At 47.3% G+C, this 20,282-nt stretch carries 16 protein-coding genes; 10 read left to right on the plus strand and 6 right to left on the minus strand.

Translation table 11 applies throughout. The features are described 5' to 3' along the window. Positions 1-14 precede the first annotated feature (14 nt). From B5F38_RS12510 to B5F38_RS12540, 7 genes are all read left to right on the plus strand, one after another. Positions 15-1,007, plus strand: coding sequence for an acyltransferase (locus tag B5F38_RS12510; RefSeq protein ID WP_087409527.1), 993 nt, complete (start codon positions 15-17; stop codon positions 1,005-1,007). 9 nt (positions 1,008-1,016) lie between these two features. Next, positions 1,017-1,703 (plus strand): hypothetical protein, encoded by a 687-nt coding sequence (locus tag B5F38_RS12515; RefSeq protein ID WP_087409528.1) that lies wholly within the window; start codon positions 1,017-1,019, stop codon positions 1,701-1,703. Next, on the plus strand, positions 1,700-2,710 hold the full coding sequence (locus B5F38_RS12520) for a glycosyltransferase family 4 protein (RefSeq protein WP_087409529.1): 1,011 nt from the start codon (positions 1,700-1,702) through the stop codon (positions 2,708-2,710). The genes B5F38_RS12515 and B5F38_RS12520 overlap by 4 nt, the downstream gene beginning before the upstream one ends. Further along, a complete protein-coding gene (locus tag B5F38_RS12525; protein ID WP_087409530.1) occupies positions 2,697-3,914 on the plus strand; it encodes a hypothetical protein in 1,218 nt (405 codons plus the stop codon). Before B5F38_RS12520 ends, B5F38_RS12525 begins: the two co-directional genes overlap by 14 nt. Before the next feature lie 8 nt (positions 3,915-3,922). Continuing rightward, positions 3,923-5,188 carry a glycosyltransferase family 4 protein gene (locus B5F38_RS12530; RefSeq protein ID WP_158096881.1) on the plus strand — a complete coding sequence of 422 codons (1,266 nt, stop codon included), beginning with the start codon at positions 3,923-3,925 and terminating at the stop codon, positions 5,186-5,188. Further along, the gene (locus B5F38_RS12535; RefSeq protein ID WP_087409532.1) at positions 5,185-6,273 is read left to right on the plus strand and encodes a glycosyltransferase family 4 protein; all 1,089 of its coding nucleotides are present in this window, start codon (positions 5,185-5,187) and stop codon (positions 6,271-6,273) included. Before B5F38_RS12530 ends, B5F38_RS12535 begins: the two co-directional genes overlap by 4 nt. Positions 6,274-6,352: 79 nt before the next feature. Next, a complete protein-coding gene (locus tag B5F38_RS12540) occupies positions 6,353-7,423 on the plus strand; it encodes a DUF1972 domain-containing protein (RefSeq protein WP_087409533.1) in 1,071 nt (356 codons plus the stop codon). A 165-nt stretch (positions 7,424-7,588) separates the two neighbouring features. Here B5F38_RS12540 and B5F38_RS12545 read toward each other — a convergent pair whose 3' ends face one another. The 5 genes from B5F38_RS12545 to purL all read right to left on the minus strand — a co-directional run bounded on the left by B5F38_RS12545 (position 7,589) and on the right by purL (position 16,699). Next, positions 7,589-9,292 (minus strand): acyl-CoA dehydrogenase family protein, encoded by a 1,704-nt coding sequence (locus tag B5F38_RS12545; RefSeq protein ID WP_087409534.1) that lies wholly within the window; start codon positions 9,290-9,292, stop codon positions 7,589-7,591. Between the two features lie 103 nt (positions 9,293-9,395). Further along, positions 9,396-10,415 (minus strand): electron transfer flavoprotein subunit alpha/FixB family protein, encoded by a 1,020-nt coding sequence (locus B5F38_RS12550; RefSeq protein ID WP_087409535.1) that lies wholly within the window; start codon positions 10,413-10,415, stop codon positions 9,396-9,398. Between the two features lie 34 nt (positions 10,416-10,449). Further along, complete coding sequence (locus B5F38_RS12555; protein WP_087409536.1) at positions 10,450-11,322, minus strand: electron transfer flavoprotein subunit beta/FixA family protein; 873 nt, start codon at positions 11,320-11,322, stop codon at positions 10,450-10,452. Between the two features lie 193 nt (positions 11,323-11,515). Then, entirely contained in the window at positions 11,516-12,919 is a 1,404-nt protein-coding gene (locus B5F38_RS12560) for an amidophosphoribosyltransferase (protein WP_087409537.1), read from the minus strand. A gap of 87 nt (positions 12,920-13,006) precedes the next feature. Next, the gene (gene purL, locus B5F38_RS12565) at positions 13,007-16,699 is read right to left on the minus strand and encodes a phosphoribosylformylglycinamidine synthase (protein ID WP_087409538.1); all 3,693 of its coding nucleotides are present in this window, start codon (positions 16,697-16,699) and stop codon (positions 13,007-13,009) included. A gap of 490 nt (positions 16,700-17,189) precedes the next feature. Here purL and B5F38_RS12570 point away from each other — a divergent pair, with 490 nt between their 5' ends. Beyond that, positions 17,190-17,771, plus strand: coding sequence for a mobilization protein (locus tag B5F38_RS12570; protein WP_241147866.1), 582 nt, complete (start codon positions 17,190-17,192; stop codon positions 17,769-17,771). 74 nt (positions 17,772-17,845) lie between these two features. Here the strand turns inward: B5F38_RS12570 and B5F38_RS12575 are convergent, their stop codons facing one another. Then, positions 17,846-18,409 (minus strand): Crp/Fnr family transcriptional regulator, encoded by a 564-nt coding sequence (locus B5F38_RS12575; protein WP_087409540.1) that lies wholly within the window; start codon positions 18,407-18,409, stop codon positions 17,846-17,848. 156 nt (positions 18,410-18,565) lie between these two features. Here B5F38_RS12575 and B5F38_RS12580 point away from each other — a divergent pair, with 156 nt between their 5' ends. Both B5F38_RS12580 and B5F38_RS12585 read left to right on the plus strand, forming a co-directional pair. After that, complete coding sequence (locus tag B5F38_RS12580) at positions 18,566-18,892, plus strand: multidrug efflux SMR transporter (RefSeq protein ID WP_087409541.1); 327 nt, start codon at positions 18,566-18,568, stop codon at positions 18,890-18,892. A gap of 15 nt (positions 18,893-18,907) precedes the next feature. Continuing rightward, positions 18,908-20,110, plus strand: a complete 1,203-nt coding sequence (locus B5F38_RS12585) for an MFS transporter (RefSeq protein ID WP_087409548.1) — start codon at positions 18,908-18,910, stop codon at positions 20,108-20,110. Positions 20,111-20,282: the final 172 nt, after the last annotated feature.

Here is a 20,282-nt window from a genome sequence, read left to right on the forward strand (position 1 = left end):
TAAATATATTAAATATGAAATATCCAATCAAAAGTGTTTTGTACTATCGATCACATATTATGTTTTTTGCGGCATTGTGGATATTATGTAGCCATAGTATTAGTATAGTCGGAGCAGAACAATGGAGCTTTTTATTAAAACTGAAACCATTAATTGCTTTTGGATGGGGTGGAGTTGATATTTTCTTTTTTTTATCAGGATTAGGAATAGGATTATCATTATCTAAACAACCGAAATTCTCAACATATCTATCTAAAAGATTCAATCGCATATGGTTCCCATTTTTTTTAATAGTAACAATTGAGCATGTGATGAATAATACAAAAACGATATCTTATTTGTTAGATGTGTCGACATTAAGTTATTGGTTGCCATTATTGGGAGAACATTCAAAAAATACATTTTGGTATATAAGTGCTGCATTTGCATTCTATTTGATATCTTATCCATATCATGCATTATTTTGTAGAAGGCCATTATTATCAACTATTTTAATTTCTATTCTAGGGTTAGTTTTATATAAGTTATTCTTTGGAAAGATTGATTTCTTTCTAGGTAGAGTACCTATATATTTTATAGGAATGTATGCTAGTCGATGGGTAAATGTTTCTTTCAAATCATTTCCGTTTATATTTATAGGATTGCTTAGTTATTGTTTAATGGCGTTAGTAGCCTGGCGATATGGAGGGTTGTTGTTATCAGAAGTCGGATTGCATTTTATTCTTTTTATTGCTATTGCTCCTGGAATCGTTCTATTCTTAGCAAATTTATTTGAGTTTATTGATAAATATAAATGGGGAATATTGGTAAATAGAATTTGTAATAAACTTGGAAAATACAGTTTAGAAATTTATTTGGTACATTGGACATTCTTGTGTATGATTAAACAATTTGAATGGGAAATACCGTGGATTATCTTTGTTGTGGTTTCGATAGTTATAGCATGTATACTTCAATTTATTTCTAACTATCTATTGCAAATAAATAAAATTATGTGTAAAGTATAATATTTAATTATGAAATTAAGAACCCTTTTTGCTCTTATACCTTCTGTTATATTTTGTTTTTGGTATTTACCGTTTAAACAAGCTATAAAGATTCCTATAATTGTATATTGCCCTCGTATCTTTAAGTTTGGAGGAAGAGTTATCATTGATTCTGATAAGATTTATTTTGGAATGATTCGTCTTGGATTATTTATAACCAACCAATATCCGAATGCGGGAATACGATGGTATAATAAGGGAACAATAGTTTTTAAAGGCAAAGCTTGTATTGGGGCTAATTCGGCAATTACAGTTTTGCGCCCATCGAGTTATCTTGAATTTGGGGAAAATTTTGGAAATGTTACGACTCTTCGAATTAATTGTGATTATAGAATTGTTTTTAGAGAGAATGTACTTATGGGGTGGGATGTATCTGTTGCAGACAGTGCTATGCATAGGACAAAGGATTTAGAGGGTAATTTTACAAGTTTGGGCTATGGAGAAATATTGATTGGTAAAAATAGTTGGATTGCATCTCAATGTTTCATCATGCAAAATACCGACTTACCTGATTATACCATTGTAGGAGCTAGAAGCATTACGAATAAGCGTTATAATATTCCTGCCTATAGTTTTATTGCAGGAACTCCTGCGCATTTTATAAAGAATGGAATTTGGAGAGATTTGAATGACGATAAAATTGAGATAAAACCATGAAGATTGCTTTTATATTGACGGCTCCTTGTATCGTTCCTACTGACGGTGTTGTGAGTCAGGCAAAAACTTGGAAATCGGGTATTGAGAGTCTTGGTCACTCTGTTACTTTGGTAAATATGTGGGAAAAAAATGATTGGAAAGAATTTACGGCAATAGTTTTGTTTGGATTCAATGACTATTTGAAAGATATTGTTACTTGGTTGTATCCAATAAATTCGAATCTTATTGTTGCTCCGATATTAGATCCTAATCATAGTTTACAGATATTGAAACTCTATTCTTTATGGGGAAGTAATAAACTTCGTCTATCAAATTCTTATCACTCTTTACGTGCTATTAAAAATAAAATTAAATTGTTCTTGGTGCGTTCTGAGTTTGAACGACGGTTTGTTTCTGGTGCTTTTGGTATTTCTCAAGAGAAGTGTGCGATAGTCCCTCTTTCGTATAATTATTATAATCCCCAAAATAAATTAAATGAGACAAGAGACCCTTTTTGTTTGCACATTAGTCTACTCTGTGATGAAAGAAAGAATGTAAAAAGATTAATTGAAGCATCGGAAAAGTATGATTTTAAATTAGTCTTATGTGGAATGCTTCGGAGTGATACTGAAGAAAAACTTTTAGCATCGTGGATGGATGGGAAAAAAAATGTTATATATAAAGGATATGTTTCAAAAGATGAGATGATAGAATTGTATAGGAGTGCAAAAGTTTTTGCATTACCCAGTATTTATGAAGGAGTGGGAATTGTGGCATTGGATGCAGCGGCAATGGGGTGTGATATTGTTATTACAAAATTAGGAGGGCCCAAAGAATATTATCAAGGTCAAGCAATTGAAGTAGACCCTTATGATACCGATGAAATAGGTAGAGCTATTAAAGTAATGCTCGAAGGGAAAACTTATCAACCAGAACTTAGTCAATATATTCTTTACAAATATTCTTTGAGCAAAGTTTCTCAAATTCTTGTTCAAACAATTGAAGAAACAGTAAATGAGAATCAATAATCTCTCGCCAGCACTAGGTACAATATTGTTATATATTTGTTTAACATCATTGTGTATTTCTCCTGCATTTGCATTGGGAGAAGGGGCTCGTAATTTGTTGTTAATAGCCTTGATGGGTATATCTCCTATAATTTTTGTAATATATCCAGTTTGGGGAAAACTCGACAATATAGTTATAATGCTATTGATGGCCACGATTGTTGTTCCTCTATTGAACCATCCTGAAACAATGCGTTATTCTACTGTATTATATACATGTATGTTCTTTCTATATTTTATGGTTGTATTTCGTTTATTACATTTCTCAGATATTTCTATTGATAAGTATGCTAAATTATTAAAAATCTTAATCTTGTCTTATTCTTTAGTGCTGTTGATTCAGCAATTTTGTGTGTTAACTGGACTCCCAATTTTTAATGTAAGTAATTATAATCACTTAGAACCTTGGAAATTGAATTCATTGATGTCCGAACCAGAGCACAGTGGTCGAATGGTAGGACTGTTAATGTTTTCTTATTTAATAATGCAAGATAATATCTATGGGAGGAGACTGACATTTTTGGAATCGTGGAAATATGATAAATTGGTCTGGATTGCATTTCTGTGGTCAATGTTGACGATGTTTAGTGCTGGAGCATATTTGTTTCTAGTTTTAGTTATACTCAAATTTTTGAATAGGCGAAAGTTGGTTCCACTTGTGTGTATACTAATAAGCCTAGTCTATATAGCGACATTACTTGAGATTCAACCATTCATGAGAACTTATAATTTGGTAGTTTCTATATTTTCGTTTGATATAAATGAAATTTATAGAACAGACCAAAGTGGTGCTTTGCGCTTTATTCCATCAATGATTTGTATTGAGCGTATTGATCTGTCTACTGTTGATGGATGGTTTGGGCATGGTATAGATTATGTACAAAGTTTTATATATCAATATTTGCCTGGTGTGAATAAAGGTTATGTAGGTGGGGGGGCATTTCAATATGCTCTAGACTATGGATTTCTTAATTTCTGTATATATAGTTGCTTCTCTTTTTATGCTTGCTTCAATAAAGAGCATAAGATAGTATCTGTATTATTTTGGGCTTTTTCTGTGTTATTAAACGGAATTAACACTCAGCTTGCTTGGAGTACAATAATTCTTTTATTCTGTAATAAAGAAATAGTAAGAATAAATTCATTTAATGCCTTGAAAGTATAATGTTATATATGAAAAATATTTTAGTTTTAGCATATCAACTATCTCCGACCAAGGGATCTGAATATTCAGTAGCATGGAACTATGTGACACATATGTCGAGATATAATCGTTTAACAGTTATTTACGGTGTATCAGGTGAGCATTTAGGAGATTGCAGTGAAATGGAAGAATTTGCTCAAACAAATGTTTTGCCCAACGTTACATTTGTTTGTATAAAGCCTAATAAATGGACTAACGCATTAAATTGGTGTAATCGTCGTAATTTTCTTAATTATACATTTTATATTGCTTATAGAGCATGGCAAAAACAGGTGTATAAAGCAGCAAAAAGCTTGATTCAAATCGAGAAGTTTGATCTAATACATTTTGTAGGGCCCATAGGATATCGAGAACCAGGGTATTTGTGGAGAATAGATTTACCGTATATGTGGGGACCCATTGGTGGAACCAATAGTAGTAGTATAATATTAGCGAAACATATTTCAAAAATGAGCCAATTGAAATTTGTATTTCGTAATTGGGTAAATGATTTTCAATTGAAGTATCAAAAACGTCTTCGACGAGCACTAAAAAAGACAGATTTATTATTGACATCTACTAGTGAGAATCAGCAGATTTTTAAGTCCGTATTACATAAGGATAGTTATTATTTGCCTGAAAATGCCATTACTTCAGAAATCAAATTGAATAGGCAAAAGTTTATTAGAAAAGGAGAGTACCATTTCATTTTTGTTGGAAGTTTAATTCCTCGTAAGGCGGTTAATATTTTGTTGGAAGCTTTAACTTTAATAAAAAATAAAGAAAAAATAGTTGTGGATATTGTAGGCGATGGGCCGGAGCGTCATACCTTGGAAGTTTTTGCCCAAAAGCATCAGCTTCAATCAATAATTAAATGGCATGGGCAATTGTCTCGTGATAAGGCGGTTGAACTTTTTGAAAATACTCATATGCATGTTATAACTAGTACAAGTGAAGGTAATCCTACTACTATATGGGAGGCAATGAGCTATGGTGTGCCGACTATGAGTTTTGATCATTGTGGCATGCACGATACAATATGTGATCGATGCGGCATTCTTATCCCAATTCATAGCTATGAGCAATGTGTCAATGATTTAGCCGATAAAATAGATGGTCTCTTGGAGCATCCAGACCGATTTGAGCAACTTGCAAATGGTGTAATAGAATGTGCTCAAAAATTCACTTGGAATACTCGTGAAAAAATTTTGTTGAGCTGCTATGATGAAGCCATAAAGAACTTTCATAACCGATGAACAAACTTGTCTGTTTCCATCTCTTTAACGATTACAGCGGTAGCCCAAAGGTGTTGAGACTGGTGTTGGGTGAGTTGGCTGAAAGAGGAGTAAATATCGATTTGGTTACTTCGCGCGGTGACGGGGCACTGAGTGACCTGTCGCAATGGCCGAATGTGCAGATAAGCAGCTATGCCTATCGTTTCTCTGATAATCCGTTGATTACGATGGGACGTTATTTGTGGGTGCAGGTCTATACCTTTTGTCTTGCTTGGCGCTATTTGTTCGGTAGAGATACTGTATTCTATATAAATACAATCTTACCGGTCGGGCCTGCGCTTGCCGGTCGGTTGATGGGGAAGCGAGTGGTATATCACTATCACGAAAATGCCTTTGTGAAAGGGGCTTTTTATAAGCTACTGGCTCGAGCCATGCAGGCTTTGGCTTCGGAGATTGTTTGTGTGTCGGCTTATCAGCGTTCGTTTTTGAAGCGGGAGAAGAATGTGTTTGTGGTTCCGAATGCAGTTCCTCGTGGCTTTGTCGAGCGGTTATGTCCCAATCCGGAGGCCGCATTTGAGCGGAAGCGTGTACTGATGCTCGGTTCGTTGAAACGATACAAAGGTACATTGGAGTTTATCGAGTTGGCTCGACGACTGAACGACTTTTCGTTTGAATTGGTGTTGAATGAGACTCCCGAAAATATTGCCGCATTTTGGCAGGATAACAAGATTGAGAATTTGAAAAATCTGGAGGTGTATCCTCGCCGAAACGATGTGGTGCCGTTTTACAATCGGGCTTCTGTCGTGCTGAATTTGACCGACAAGACCCAGGCTATCGAGACTTTTGGTCTGACGGCGTTGGAGGCCCTGTCGGCCGGGTTGCCAGTCATTGTTCCTACGGTAGGCGGCATTGCCGAGTTGGTGGATGATGGGTATAATGGTTATAAGATCGATGTCCAAGAGTTGGATCGTATAGCCGATTGCATAAGGAAAATACTCAGCGACAAAGCGCTGTATGTATGTTTGTCGGGCAATGCGTTGAACTGTTCGAAACGCTATGATGTCCGTTCGATGATAGAGCATATCGTCGCGTGTATAGAGAAATAATCGAAGAACACTATTTTAACCATATTTGAAAACTACTACCGGGCCAGGTTAGTAGCGATTCTTTTTTTACTCTGATTTTATGAAAAAAGTAGCAATCGTGGGCACGCAAGGTGTTCCCGCGAGTTATGGCGGTTTTGAAACGCTGGTAGAGAATATCATTGGCGATAACTGTCCATCGGATATTCAATATACGATTTTTTGCAGCAGTAAGGATATTCCTCGGGAGCCGGGGGCGTTCTATAAGGGTTGCATCTTGAAATACATACCCTTGCATGCCAATGGTATGCAGAGTATCCCGTACGATATTTGGTCGTTGTGCAAGTCGATGAGGGGCTATGACTGTGTATTGGTATTGGGCACCTCGGGTTGTAGTTTTCTGCCAGTCTTCCGGTTGTTTTGTCATAAGCGTTTGGTAGTTAATATCGATGGGTTGGAGTTCCGTCGTGCCAAGTGGGGACGAGTAGCCCGGTGGATTCTTCGTTTCTCGACGACTATGGCAATTCGTTGGGCCGATGTGATTATCTCGGATAATAAAGGGATACAGGATTATGTGACCGAAACCTACCATCGAGAATCGGTCCTTATTGCTTATGGAGGCGATCATGTGCGACGAGAGGTCAGTGAGGAGTTTCAAGACAAGTGCCTCACCGGGTATGGCTTGCAGCGTGGAAAATATGCGATTACCGTTTGTCGGATAGAGCCGGAGAATAACTGCCATGTCACGTTGGAAGCTTTTGCACAGAGTGGTAAAAAGCTGGTGTTCATCGGTAACTGGAAGCATAGCGAGTATGCCCGGAATCTGCGTGATACGTATTGCAAATATCCGAATATCGTTCTGCTTAACGGCATCTATAATCTTGATATATTGTATGCTTTGCGGGCCAATGCCGAGATGTATATTCATGGTCATAGTGCCGGAGGTACCAATCCGTCGTTGGTCGAGGCCATGTTTTTCGGTCGTCCCATCATAGCCTATGATGTGGTTTATAATCGCGAAACGACACGAAATGAAGCATATTATTTTACTGATGTAGAGAGTCTGAAGACTCTTATCGCACGGCAGGACTTGTGTGGCGATAAGATGAAACAGCTGGCCGAGTCGGTATATACCTGGAAAACTATTTCTCAGCAATATTGTTCGCTGTACTGATGTCCCGGCTTTGACGCTGAAGCTGTTAGAACAGTTTATTGGAGTGGGGCTTGAGAGTCGATTCAGACTCTTAAGCCCCATTTCTATTTTCAGTCACATAGATAAAAAAGAAAGAGCTCGATATTGTATCGAACTCTTTCTCTGATAGGGGGTATATCGTTCTCGTTACTTGCGGTAGTCGGCCATCATTTCGGGTTTGGAGTGGGCGATGAAGGCAGCGTGTTTGGTTACCTCGGCCTCACCGAAGTTGATGTATACCTCGGCCGAGTGGCGGAACGATTCGTTGCGTGTGGTATCGGCGAGCAGCAGGTGACCCATGATGATGTGTCCGGCCATTTCGACCATGCGGCGAGCCTGGAAGTCGATGTATTCGTTGTCTTTGGTTTCGGTAACCGACTCGACAGCTTTTACATAGGCCTCTTTCATGGCTTTGAGGCGGTCGCGCAGGGGCTCCAGTTCGGGAGCGATGGTGGCAGCCTCGTAGGCTTCGATCTGGTGGAGGTAGGTGCCGGTGGTCACGTGGCGGATTGCGGCTACTACTTGCAACTGGGTAGTACCTTCGTAGATCGAGGTGATGCGGGCATCGCGGTAGATACGCTCGCAGGCGTAGTCTTTCATGAAGCCCGAACCGCCGTGTACCTGCACGCAGTCGTAGGCGTTCTGGTTGCAGAATTCGCTCGACATGCCTTTGGCCAGCGGGGTGAAGGCGTCGGCCAGTTTCTGGTAGGCTTTCATCTCGGCACGTTCTTCGGGCTCGAGCGAGCGCTCTTTGGAAATATCATCGTAGGTTTTGTACATGTCGACGAAGCGGGTCGTTTCGTAGAGGAGCGAACGCGATGCGTCGAGTTTGGCTTTCATCAACGAAATCATTTCGTATACGGCGGGGAACTCGATGATGGGTTTGCCGAATTGTTTGCGGTCGCGGGCGTAGGCGATGGCTTCGCGATAGGCGGCTTCGGATACGCCTACCGATTGGGCGACGATACCCAGACGGGCTCCGTTCATCAGGGCCATTACGTATTTGATAAGACCCAGCTTGCGGCTACCGCAGAGTTCGGCTTTGGCGTTCTTGAACACGAGTTCGCAGGTAGGAGAGCCTTTGATACCCATCTTGTTTTCGATGCGGCGAACCGTTACGCCGCCATCGTTACGGTCGTAGATGAACATCGACAATCCGCGGCCGTCTTTGGTGCCTTCTTCCGAACGGGCCAACACGAGGGCAATGTGGCCGTCGCCGTTGGTGATGAATCGTTTCACTCCGTTCAGATACCAGCAGCCGTCGGCTTCGCTGTAAGTGGCTTTGAGCATCACGGCCTGGAGGTCCGAACCGGCATCGGGCTCGGTCAGGTCCATGGCCATGGTTTCACCGGCGCATACGCGGGGCAGGTATTTCTGTTTCTGCTCTTCGCTGGCAAATTCGTAGATGGTCTCGGCGCAGTCTTGCAGACCCCAGATGTTTACGAAACCGGCATCGGCGCGGCTCACCATATCGGCTGCCATGATGTAGGGCACGAGCGAGAAGTTGAGGCCGTTGTAGCGGCGGGGCATCGAGATACCCATCAGGCCGGCTTTTACCAGGGCGTCGAGGTTCTTCTGCGTACCTTTGGCATATACTACGTGGCCGTCGACTACGTGGGGACCCTCGTGGTCTACGTCTTCGGCGTTGGCAGCTACGATTTCGCCGCTGATTTCACCGGCGATTTCGAGCACCTTTTCATAACTGTCCATGGCGTCTTCGAAGTTGAAGGGCGCATAGTCGTATTTTTCGGCATCGGAGTAGTTCCGTTCCCGTAAGGCCACCAGCTTCTCCATGAGCGGGTGGTGCAAGTGATGTTTCAGATCACTGTTGTCTAAAAAGAAATTAGCCATATTTTGTTTTTACTTTTTCATATATGAATGAAAACTCCTTTTCACGCGGCTTTCTTCGGCCGGAGGTCTTCTCGCAGCACGGCTATGGTGGCAGCGTGTGCGATTATTTGGAGTTCTTCTTGTAGTATTTGATCAGTTTGGGAACTACCTCTTCGACCGTACCGGTGATTACATAGTCGGCAATCGTGTTGATAGGAGCGTTGGGGTCGCTGTTGATCGAGATAATGATCGAGCTGTCCTGCATACCGGCGATGTGCTGGATTTGTCCCGAGATACCGCAAGCGATATAGAGTTTGGGACGTACCGTTACACCCGTTTGGCCGATTTGACGGTCGTGTTCTACGAAGCCGGCGTCGACGGCGGCACGCGAAGCACCTACCTCGGCACCCAGCGTAGCAGCCAGGTCGAAGAGCATGTCGAAGTTCTCTTTCGAGCCCATGCCGTAACCACCGGCTACGATAATCGAAGCGCCCTTGATGTTGGCTTTCGATTTCTCCATCTGGCGGTCGATAACCTCGACTACGAAGTCGGTATCGGATACATATTTTTTCGGGTCGAGTTTCACTACCTCGCCTTTGTAGTTGGGGTCGTAAATCTCTTTCTTCATCACACCCTCGCGCACGGTTGCCATTTGCGGGCGGCACTCGGGGTTGACGATGGTGGCCACGATGTTACCACCGAAGGCGGGACGAATCTGGTACAACAGGTTTTCGTAGGTCTTGTTGTTTTTCTTGTCCTCGTGCGGGCCGATTTCGAGAGCCGTACAGTCGGCCGTCAGACCGCTATGGAGCGACGACGATACGCGCGGACCCAGGTCGCGGCCGATGCTGGTGGCACCCATCAGGCACACTTGGGGTTTCTGTTCCTTGAAGAGGTGAACCAGTACCGAAGTGTGGGGAATCGAGGTGTAGGGATAGAGGCGGGGATCGTCTACGGTATAAACCGTGTCGGCCCCGTAGGGGAATATCTGTTTCTCTACGCCGTCGAGGTTGCTGCCGATGACGAGGGCTTCGAGTTTACAGTTGAGTTGATTGGCCAACGAACGACCTTTGGTGAGCAGTTCGAGGCTCACATCGGCGATAATGCCGTCTTCTATTTCGCAATATACAATCAGATTGTTCATAATCGTTAGTTTTTTAGTTCATAGTACACGGGCATTAACCAATGGTGTGATTGGCGATCAACTCTTTTACGAGGTCTTCGATTTCGTTGTCGGCTGCCGTGAGCTGCTTGCTTTCTTTGGCTTGGAATACTACGTTTTGTACGGCTTTCACCTTGGTGGGCGAACCGGCGAGACCTACCTGCGTGAGGTCGGCATCGACATCGTTTACACTCCATTCGTAGAGGTTCAGGGCCGGACGCTCCTCGTAAAGCTTGAGGCACTCTTCGCTGAGGCCCTGTTTTTCGCTGGGCGTCTTGGCATATTTGTAGCGTTGCACGAGTTTGGCGTTGCGGGGACGGCATTCGTCGGCCGAACCGTTTACGGTGATGACGGCGGGCAGGGGTACCGTTACGGTCTCGACACCACGCTCGAGACGACGTTTAACGGTTGCTTTGCCGTTCTCGATTTTGAGTATTTGCTCGGCATAAGTCACTTGGGGGATACCCAGCTTCTCGGCCACCTGAGGACCTACTTGAGCCGTGTCGCCGTCGATAGCCTGACGACCGCCCAGAATGATGTCGTAGTCTTTGATTTTACGTACGGCACATGAGAGGGCGTATGAGGTAGCCAGCGTATCGGCACCGGCAAAAGCGCGGTCGGTAAGCACGATACCACCGTCGGCACCGCGGAAGAGACCTTCGCGGATAATCTCGGCCGCACGGGGAGGACCCATCGTGAGCAGGGTAATCGTTGAACCCGGATTCTGTTCTTTCAGTTGCAGAGCCTGTTCCAAGGCATTCAAATCTTCGGGGTTGAAGATAGCGGGCAGGGCGGCACGGTTGATGGTTCCGTCCTCTTTCATGGCATCTTTCCCCACATTTCTGGTATCGGGCACTTGTTTGGCCAATACTACGATTTTAAGACTCATAATTTAATGTGAGATTTATGATTTATAAATATTCTTATGTTTTGTGTCGTATTATTGCTGACTTGCAAAATTACAAAAATGATTGTTATTATCAATCTTTTAGCGGAAAAAACCTCCATACCTCCACGCGACAGGGCTGTATCGGGCGGTGGTATAGAGGTTTAGGCCTTTATTCCCGTAGGGGGGACGGTGCCTATTCGTAGCTGCTGCCGTCGAAACAGTGTGTGCAGATGCACTCCTTGGGCAGACCTATCGATTCGACCAGGGTCTCCAGCGGGTTGAATTTGAGCGATGTAATCTTCAACTTCTTGCAGATGCAGTTGACCATGCAGTTGTATTGGGGCGAATGGGTGCGGGCGTATGCCTCGATGTTCTTGTCGGGGTCGCCTTCGAGCTCGGCGATGGTACGCCGGGTGATGAGCTCCATTTCGCTCTTCGAGGCGGTGAAGTTGAGGAACTTGCAGGGGTAGAGCAGGGGCGGGCAACTGATGCGCATGTGCACCTCCCGGGCGCCGTAGCGGTAGAGGTCCGATACGTTGTCGCGCAACTGGGTGCCCCGCACGATCGAGTCGTCGCAGAATACTACCTTTTTACCGTTGAGCATGGTCTTGTTGGGAATCAGTTTCATCTTGGCCACGAGTTCGCGCATGGCTTGGTTCGAGGGGGTGAAGCTGCGAGGCCAGGTGGGGGTGTACTTGACAATGCCCCGTTGGTAGGGAATCTGTTTGCCTACGGCATAGCCCAGGGCCATGCCTACACCCGAGTCGGGGATACCCGACACGAAGTCGGCTTCGATATCGTCGCTTTTGCCCATCTCGAAACCGGTGTGGAAGCGCATCTCCTCGACGTTCTTCCCCTCGTATTCACAGGCCGGATAGCCGTAGTATACCCACAGGAACGAGCATATCTGCATCTTCTTGCCGGGCTGGGCCAGGGTTTCGTAACCGTCGGCCGTGAGGCGCACGATTTCGCCGGGGCCTATGTTGTAGCAGAGTTCATACCCCAGGTTGGGGAAACTGCAGGTCTCCGACGACACGGCGTATCCGTTCTCTCCGCGGCCTATCAGGATGGGGGTACGGCCGTACTTGTCGCGGGCGGCGATGATGCCCTGTTCGGTGAGCAGCAGCATGGAGCAGGAGCCTTTGATTTTCTCCTGTACCAGGCGGATGCCCTCGACGTAGTCTTTGCCCTGGCTGATAATCATCGACACCAGTTCCGACTGGTTGATGATGTTGTTGCTGTGTTCGCTGAAGTGGTTGCCGCTGGCCAACAGCTCTTTTTCGAGCTCTTCGACGTTGTTGATTTTGGCCACGGTGACGATGGCAAATTTGCCCAGGTGACAACTGATGATGATGGGTTGAGCGTCGGTGTCGCTGATGACGCCGATACCCGAGTTGCCTGAAAATTCGGGCAGCTCGGCCTCGAACTTCGAGCGGAAATACGAGTTCTCGATATTGTGTATCGCCCGTTTGAATACGCCGTTGCCGTAGGTCACGATACCGGCGCGTTTGGTGCCCAGGTGCGAATTGTAATCTACCCCGTAGAAGAGGTCGGTTACGCACGATTCTCTCTTTATAGTACCAAAAAATCCTCCCATAGTGTTGTTGGTAATGGTTATTTGTAGTGTTGAAATGAACAGAGCGAGAGGGCGACGATGCCCTCCCGCTCTGCGGAATATACGGTGTTATTTGGTGTGTTGTTCAACCCATTTGCGGGCGTTGACAAAGGCCTCGATCCACGGGGTTACTTCGTCGTTCCGGCGGTCGGCGGGATAGTAGCCGCACTGCCAGGGGAAGATAGCCCGTTCGAGGTGGGGCATCATGGCCAGGTGACGGCCGTCGGCCGAAGCGATACCGGCAATAGCGTAGGGCGAACCGTTGGGGTTGGCCGGGTAAGCGTCGTAGGTATACTGTGCCACAATGTGGTAGCGCTCTTTGTCGTACGGCAATTCGAATTTGCCTTCGCCGTGAGCTACCCAGATGCCCAGCTTCGAGCCCGAGAGCGAGCCGAACATCACCGAGTTGTTCTGCGGGATGGTGAGTCCGATGAACTCCGATTCGAACTTGTGCGAATCGTTGTGGCGCATCTTGGGTTTCTCGGCGTGGTCGGGGGTGAGCAGGCCCAGTTCGACCATGAGCTGGCAGCCGTTGCAGATACCCAGACTCAACGTGTCGGGGCGGCTGTAGAAGCGGTCGAGTGCAGCCTTGGCCTTCTCGTTCCAGAGAAAACCGCCGGCCCAACCTTTGGCCGAGCCCAGCACGTCGCTGTTCGAGAAACCGCCGCAGTATACAATCATGTTCACGTCGTCGAGGGTTTCGCGGCCGCTGATGAGGTCGGTCATGTGCACGTCTTTCACGTCGAAGCCGGCCAGGTAGAGCGAGTAGGCCATTTCGCGGTCGCCGTTCACACCCTTCTCGCGGATGATGGCGGCTTTCACGCCACTGCGGGTGCGGCGGTCGGCCGAGATGCCATACTGGGCCAGCGTGCCGGTGAACGACGGGGCGAAACTGTATTGCAGGGGTTGCTCCTTGTAGTTGAGGAAACGGGCCTTGGCAGCCTCTTCGCCGCTCTGTTTGCGGTCGAGCAGGTAAGACGATTCGAACCATACGTCGCGCAGGTGGTCGATGAAGAACTGGTAGTCGGCACCATCCTTATGGATGAGCAGGTGACGCTCTTCGCAGGGACGGGCCAGCTTGATGAAGGCGACACCGGCGTGTTTGAGAATCTTCTCTACCTCTTCGCACTTCTCTACCTGGATGAGGATGCCCGGGTTTTCGCTGAAGAGAATCTTCACCAGATCCTTTTCGGGTATTTCGTCGAGCGATACTTCCAGACCGCCCTCGGTATTGGCAAAGTTCATTTCGAGCAGTGTGGTAATCATACCGCCGGCCGAGATGTCGTGACCGGCCAGAATCAGCTCTTTCTTCACCAGCTCCTGTACGGCGTTGAAGGCGGCGGCAAAATACTCGCTGTCTTGTACAGTGGGAACCTCTTTACCTACCTTGTTGAGCGATTGGGCAAAGGCCGAACCGCCCAGCTTCAGCCGGTCGAACGAGAAGTCGATATAGTAAACGGTGCTTTCGATGCCGGTACGCAGCACGGGCGAAACCACTTTGCGGATGTCCGACACTTCGGCCCCGGCCGAGATGATGACCGTGCCCGGCGAATATACCTTGTCGTTGCCATATTTCTGAGTCATCGAGAGGCTGTCCTTGCCGGTGGGGATGTTGATGCCCAGTGAGCAGGCAAAGTCGCTGCAAGCCTCGACGGCGCGGTAGAGGCGGGCATCTTCGCCCTCGTTTTTGCAGGGCCACATCCAGTTGGCGCTCAGCGATACGCTGTCGAGACCCTCGGCCAGCGGAGCCCACACGATGTTGGTGAGCGCTTCGGCAATCGAGAGTACCGAACCGGCGGCCGGGTCTACCAGGGCAGCTTGCGGGGCATGGCCTATCGAGGTGGCGATACCGGCGCGGCCGCGGTAGTCGAGTGCAACCACACCGCAGTCGCTCAACGGCAGCTGAATCTCGCCCTGGCATTGCTGGCGGGCAATCTTACCCGTTACCGAGCGGTCTACCTTGTTGGTGAGCCAGTCTTTGCAGGCTACGGCCTCGAGCTGGAGCACACGCTCTACATACTCGTCGAGCTGAGCCTGGTTGTAAGTTACATCTTCGTACGTCTCGGTAACCGTGTGGTCGGTCATCACCGTGCGGGGTGCCTTGCCGAACATGTCGTCCATGGCCAGGTCGATGGGTTTCACCCCGTCGGCCTGACGGAATACGAAGCGGTGGTCACCGGTCGTCTCGCCCACTACGTAGAAGGGGGCGCGCTCGCGGTCGGCTATCTGGCGGATGCGGTCAATATCTTCTTCGTGGATGACGATACCCATGCGCTCCTGACTCTCGTTACCTACGATTTCCTTGGCCGAGAGGGTGGGGTCGCCCACCGGGAGCTTGTCCATGTCGATGACACCACCCGTCTCCTCCACAAGTTCCGAGAGGGCGTTGAGGTGACCGCCGGCACCGTGGTCGTGGATGGAGACGATGGGGTTCTCGTCGGCTTCCGACATGGCACGTATCACGTTCGATACACGTTTCTGCATTTCGGGGTTGGCCCGTTGTACGGCATTCAGCTCGATGGCATTGGCATACTGTCCCGTCTCTACCGACGAAACGGCGCCGCCTCCCATACCGATGCGGTAGTTGTCGCCACCCATCACCACCACCTTCTCGCCGGGAACGGGGGTACCTTTCAGGGCGTCGCGCATGTTGGCGAAACCCACACCGCCGGCCAGCATGATTACCTTGTCGAAGGCGAACTTCTTGCCGTTCTCGGCATGCTCGAAGGTGAGCAGCGAGCCGCAGATGAGGGGCTGTCCGAATTTGTTACCGAAGTCCGAAGCACCGTTCGACGCCTTGATCAATATCTGCTCGGGCGTCTGGTAGAGCCAGGGACGGGGAGCCATGGCCCCCTCTTCCCACTCGCGACCCTCTTCGGTGCGGGGATAGGCCGTCATATATACGGCAGTACCGGCAATAGGCAAGCTGGCACGGCCACCGCCCAGACGGTCGCGAATCTCACCACCCGTACCGGTAGCGGCACCGTTGAAGGGCTCGACCGTGGTGGGGAAGTTGTGCGTCTCGGCTTTGAGCGAGATGACGGTCTTTATATCTTTGATTTCAAAAAAGTCGGGTTGTTGCGGATTCACCGGGGCAAACTGCTCGACCACCGGGCCGGCATTGAAAGCCACATTGTCCTTGTAGGCCGATACCAGGCGGTTGGGGTTGTACTCCGATGTCTTCTTGATGAGCTTGAAGAGCGAGCTCTCTTTCTCCTCTCCGTCGATGATAAACACTCCGTTGAAGATTTTGTGGCGGCAGTGCTCCGAGTTTACCTGCGAGAAACCGAACACCTCGCTGTCGGTGAGCTTGCGGCCGATTTTACGGCTCAGCTCGTTGAGGTAGTTGATTTCGTCGGAGCTCAAGGCCAGCCCCTCCTGCTCGTTGTAGGCAGCCAGGTCGTCAATGTAGACGATGGGGTCGGGACGTTTGTCGATTTCGAAAATCTGGCCGTCGATGCCGTGGTAGAGTCGTTGCAGCATCTTGTCAAACTCGGCCTGGTCGTTCTCGACCGGGAAGAACTCCTCGATGCGGGTAATGCCGGTGAGTCCCATGTTTTGCGTAATCTCTACCGCATTGGTACTCCACGGGGTAATCATCTCTTTGCGCGGTCCTACGAACCAACCCGACAGCGTGGGCTGTGCGAGTTGCTCGGCCTCTCCGAAAAGCCAGGATAACTTTTGGGTCTCTTCGGCCGAAAAGGCATGGTCGGCCTCGACCGCGATAATGTTTTGAACGGGGGTTTTGAAAAGAATGACCATTATGTCTTGTTTTTTAGTGGTATGGTTGTATTCCCGCTCCTCTCTTGAAAGGAGGCAGGGAAAAAGATCTATGGGTTTCGGCAGCAAAATTATCAAAAATCTATGGAAAAACCTCCAAAATTCGGCAGATTAACGCAATGTAATCTGTGAATTAAGTAGTTAGGGGAAAATCGCGGAAGTTGGATAGAGGGCTGAATAGCGTTTCAAAGCGGATTGGAGAAAGAGAACGGTTTCCTAATCGTTACCCGTCAGAAATGCAGATTTAACAGTCACCGTTCCGTTTGCGCCGCTCTGCGTAGGTTTGCTTGTCAAGGTTTAACTCGTTGATTTATAGTTTTGCAACCAAAAAAAGAACGAGTATGACAAGGAGCACATTTCGCGTGCTGTTCTATGCGAACGCCAACAGGCAAAGCAGGAACTTGACGAAGTCAAAAAAGAAATCAAGTCGGAGAAGCTGGAAGCCGCCAAGACCGAGGCGAAAGCGGCACTCGTGGCAAAAGTAGGTTCTCTTTTGGGTAGCGGCAGACTGAAAGAGTTGGAAGCCGACAACCGAACCTTGCAAGGCGAGGTTGCCGCCCGTGACGAGAGTATCGAATTATTGCAAAAGCAGATGGAGCGGCAGCAGGAGGAACACAGCCGCCAATTGGTGGAACTGCAAGCCAAGTACCGCAGGGAAATGGCGGACAAGGAAGCGGCACACCAAAGGGAAGTGTCATTCCTGAAATCCATTATCCAAAAAGCCAAGAAGTGGTTTCCGCTGTTCCAAGAGTTGGTGTATATGGAGAAGCTCTGCCTTAAAGTCGGCTTCAACGAAAGGCAGACTGCCACGCTCATCAGCGGCAAACCGCTGTTCTACGAGGGCGAGCTCTATTCGGAAGAGCACAGGCGGAAGTTCACGACCGAGGAAGCAGGCTTCCAAGTGGTGAAAGACCCGAAAGACAAGTCCAAGCTTGCACTTGCCATCAACGGGCAAGTGATTGGAGAGTGGTTCAAGGAGCAGTTTGGCAGGCTGTTCTCATCCGTTAAAAGGACGGTTGAACCGCTTAGGAGAGGCAAGGGCATGGGATTATAAACAATACCAACGGGAGGGTAGCAAGTTTGTGTTTCGGGCAGACCAAAACCGCTTGCTAACCGCTAATTGAAATGTCACTTTATTTGTGCCCGAATCCTACTCAAACTTGCCTGCGTGATGCCTAAATAAGTGGCGATACTTCCCAACGGCAACCGCTGTAACAAATCAGGATCTTTCTCCAACAACTCGTGATACCGTTCCGAGGCGACGGCAGACAGCATGGAAATCAGCCGTTCCTCGGCGGCAAGCAGTTCCATTTCCGCATAACGCCGCCCCCAATTGGCTATGTGCAAATCCTCCAAGAATAACTCTTTCAGTTTTTTCCTTTCCAATACATATAAGACAGAATCTTCCATCAGCTCCATTGTTTCATACCCCGGCTCGTCATTCACATATCCTTTCATGGAAACAATGGTCGCCCCTTCCCTGCCGACCCAAAAAGTAATTTCTTTCCCCTCCACCAGAGTATAAGCGCGGACAATGCCTTTTTTGATGAAAAAGATGTCCTTTTCCACCTTGCCATATTCCAACACTTGGAATCCTTTGGGGTATGAGACTTCCGTCAGGCATTGCCGTAACTTGTCCAAAGACACATCCGGCATGGCATATCTCAGGTTGATGATTTCCTTTATATCCATAAGTCATTTTGTTATGGTGCAAAATTATAAAATAGCGCACAGAAACAGCTGCTAACGGCTGTTTTTTGTCAAATGCAAAATCCGTTTTTACCAAATGTAAAAAACGGTTAGAAATTACTTGCTTACTTTTGCACCCGAATTTAATAAATCATAGGTATGAATTGGATAATTTTATTTTTGGCAGGATTGTTTGAGGTAAGCCTTACATTCTGCTTGGGAAAAACGAAAGCGGCATCAGGACTTGAATTTTATTTGTGGGGGAGCGGTTTCTTGGCATCTACCGTGTTGAGTATGGCTTTGCTTGCCAAAGCTGTGCAGACTTTGCCTTTGGGCACGGCATACGCCATTTGGACGGGTATCGGAGCGGTCGGCACGGTCTTGATTGGGATATTCGTTTTCAAAGAGCCGGCCACTCCCATACGGCTTTTCTTCCTGTTCACGCTCATTGCCTCCTTGATTGGATTGAAAGTTGTGTCATACTGAAAGGAGGAATAAATGATGAAATATGAATTGAGAGAAAACCACGGCATTCCGGCACCTCTGCTGGCTCTGATGGCAGTCGCTACCGGGCTTTCCGTTGCCAACTGCTACTACAACCAGCCTTTGTTGGGCAGCATGGCAAAGGATTTTGGGGTAAGCGACTTTTCTGCCAGCATGGTTGCGACATTGACCCAGATAGGTTATGTAGTCGGACTTGTGTTTGTCATTCCGCTTGGCGATCTGGTTTCACGAAAGCAGCTGATATTGACCAATTATATCATTTCATCGTGCGCATTGCTTGCCATAGCACTTGCCCCTAACATCTATTGGGTGTGGGGCGCATCCTTGCTTGCCGGAGCATCTTCGGTTATGCCGCAGTTCTTCATCCCGTTGGTGTCTTTCCATTCAGCACCAGCACACAAGGTACGCAACGTGGGGATTATACAGTCCTGTCTGCTCATAGGCATTCTTGGCTCACGGGTGTTAAGTGGTTTCCTGGCTGATATGTGGGGATGGCGTTCCGTCTATTTTGTGGCTTGTGTGTTTATGCTCGGATGCTTTCTTATGATTTACAAGATGCTTCCCGTTCTGCCTGCTCGTTCACGTGAAAATTATGCGGGTCTGATGAAATCCTTGTTGCGTCTGCTTGCCAAATACCCGTACTTGCGTATCGCTTCGTTGAGGGCGGCATTGGCTTATGGCTCGTTCTTTGCGTTGTGGAGTTGCCTTGCTTTCCGGATGAAGCAAGAGCCTTTCTTTGCGAGTGACGATATTATCGGCGCGCTCGGTTTGTGCGGATTGGCAGGTGCATCCACGGTGGTTTTCATCAGCGGCTATATCCAAAAGTATGGCGCAAGGTTCTTCTCTATTGTCGGAGGATGTGTGGTATTGGCTGCATGGTTCTTGGCATTTTGGGGGAATGCCAGCTATGTGTGGATGATAGTCGCTATCCTGTTGATTGATGCAGGAATGCAATGCATCCATCTGTCCAATCAGACCAGCGTGGTCTCCCTTGACGCATCCGCCATCAACCGTGTCAATACCGTTTATATGACCATCTACTTTCTGGGCGGTTCTGCTGGTACGTTCGTTTCAGGTCTGTTTTGGCAACATTACGGATGGGCAGGCGTGGTAGGAGTAGGAGTTGCCTTTACCGTGGCTTCCTTGTTCGTTAATTGCTTCCAACCAAGACTGCATAAGGATGAATGCTCAATATTCTGACTAAAATAATTTTTGGAATGATCCTTTCAGTCTGAATATTTTTCATACCTTTGTACCGTAAGAGTTTCCCAAACAAGCAAAGCGATGCAGACCACGGCAATTAGGACGGTTGCCAACTCATTACCCGAAAACGAGGTAATTCTTCTAACTCTCTTGATTTCAAAGAGGTATA

The organism is Barnesiella sp. An22 (genome assembly GCF_002159975.1).
In the GTDB taxonomy this organism is placed as follows: domain Bacteria; phylum Bacteroidota; class Bacteroidia; order Bacteroidales; family Barnesiellaceae; genus Barnesiella; species Barnesiella merdigallinarum.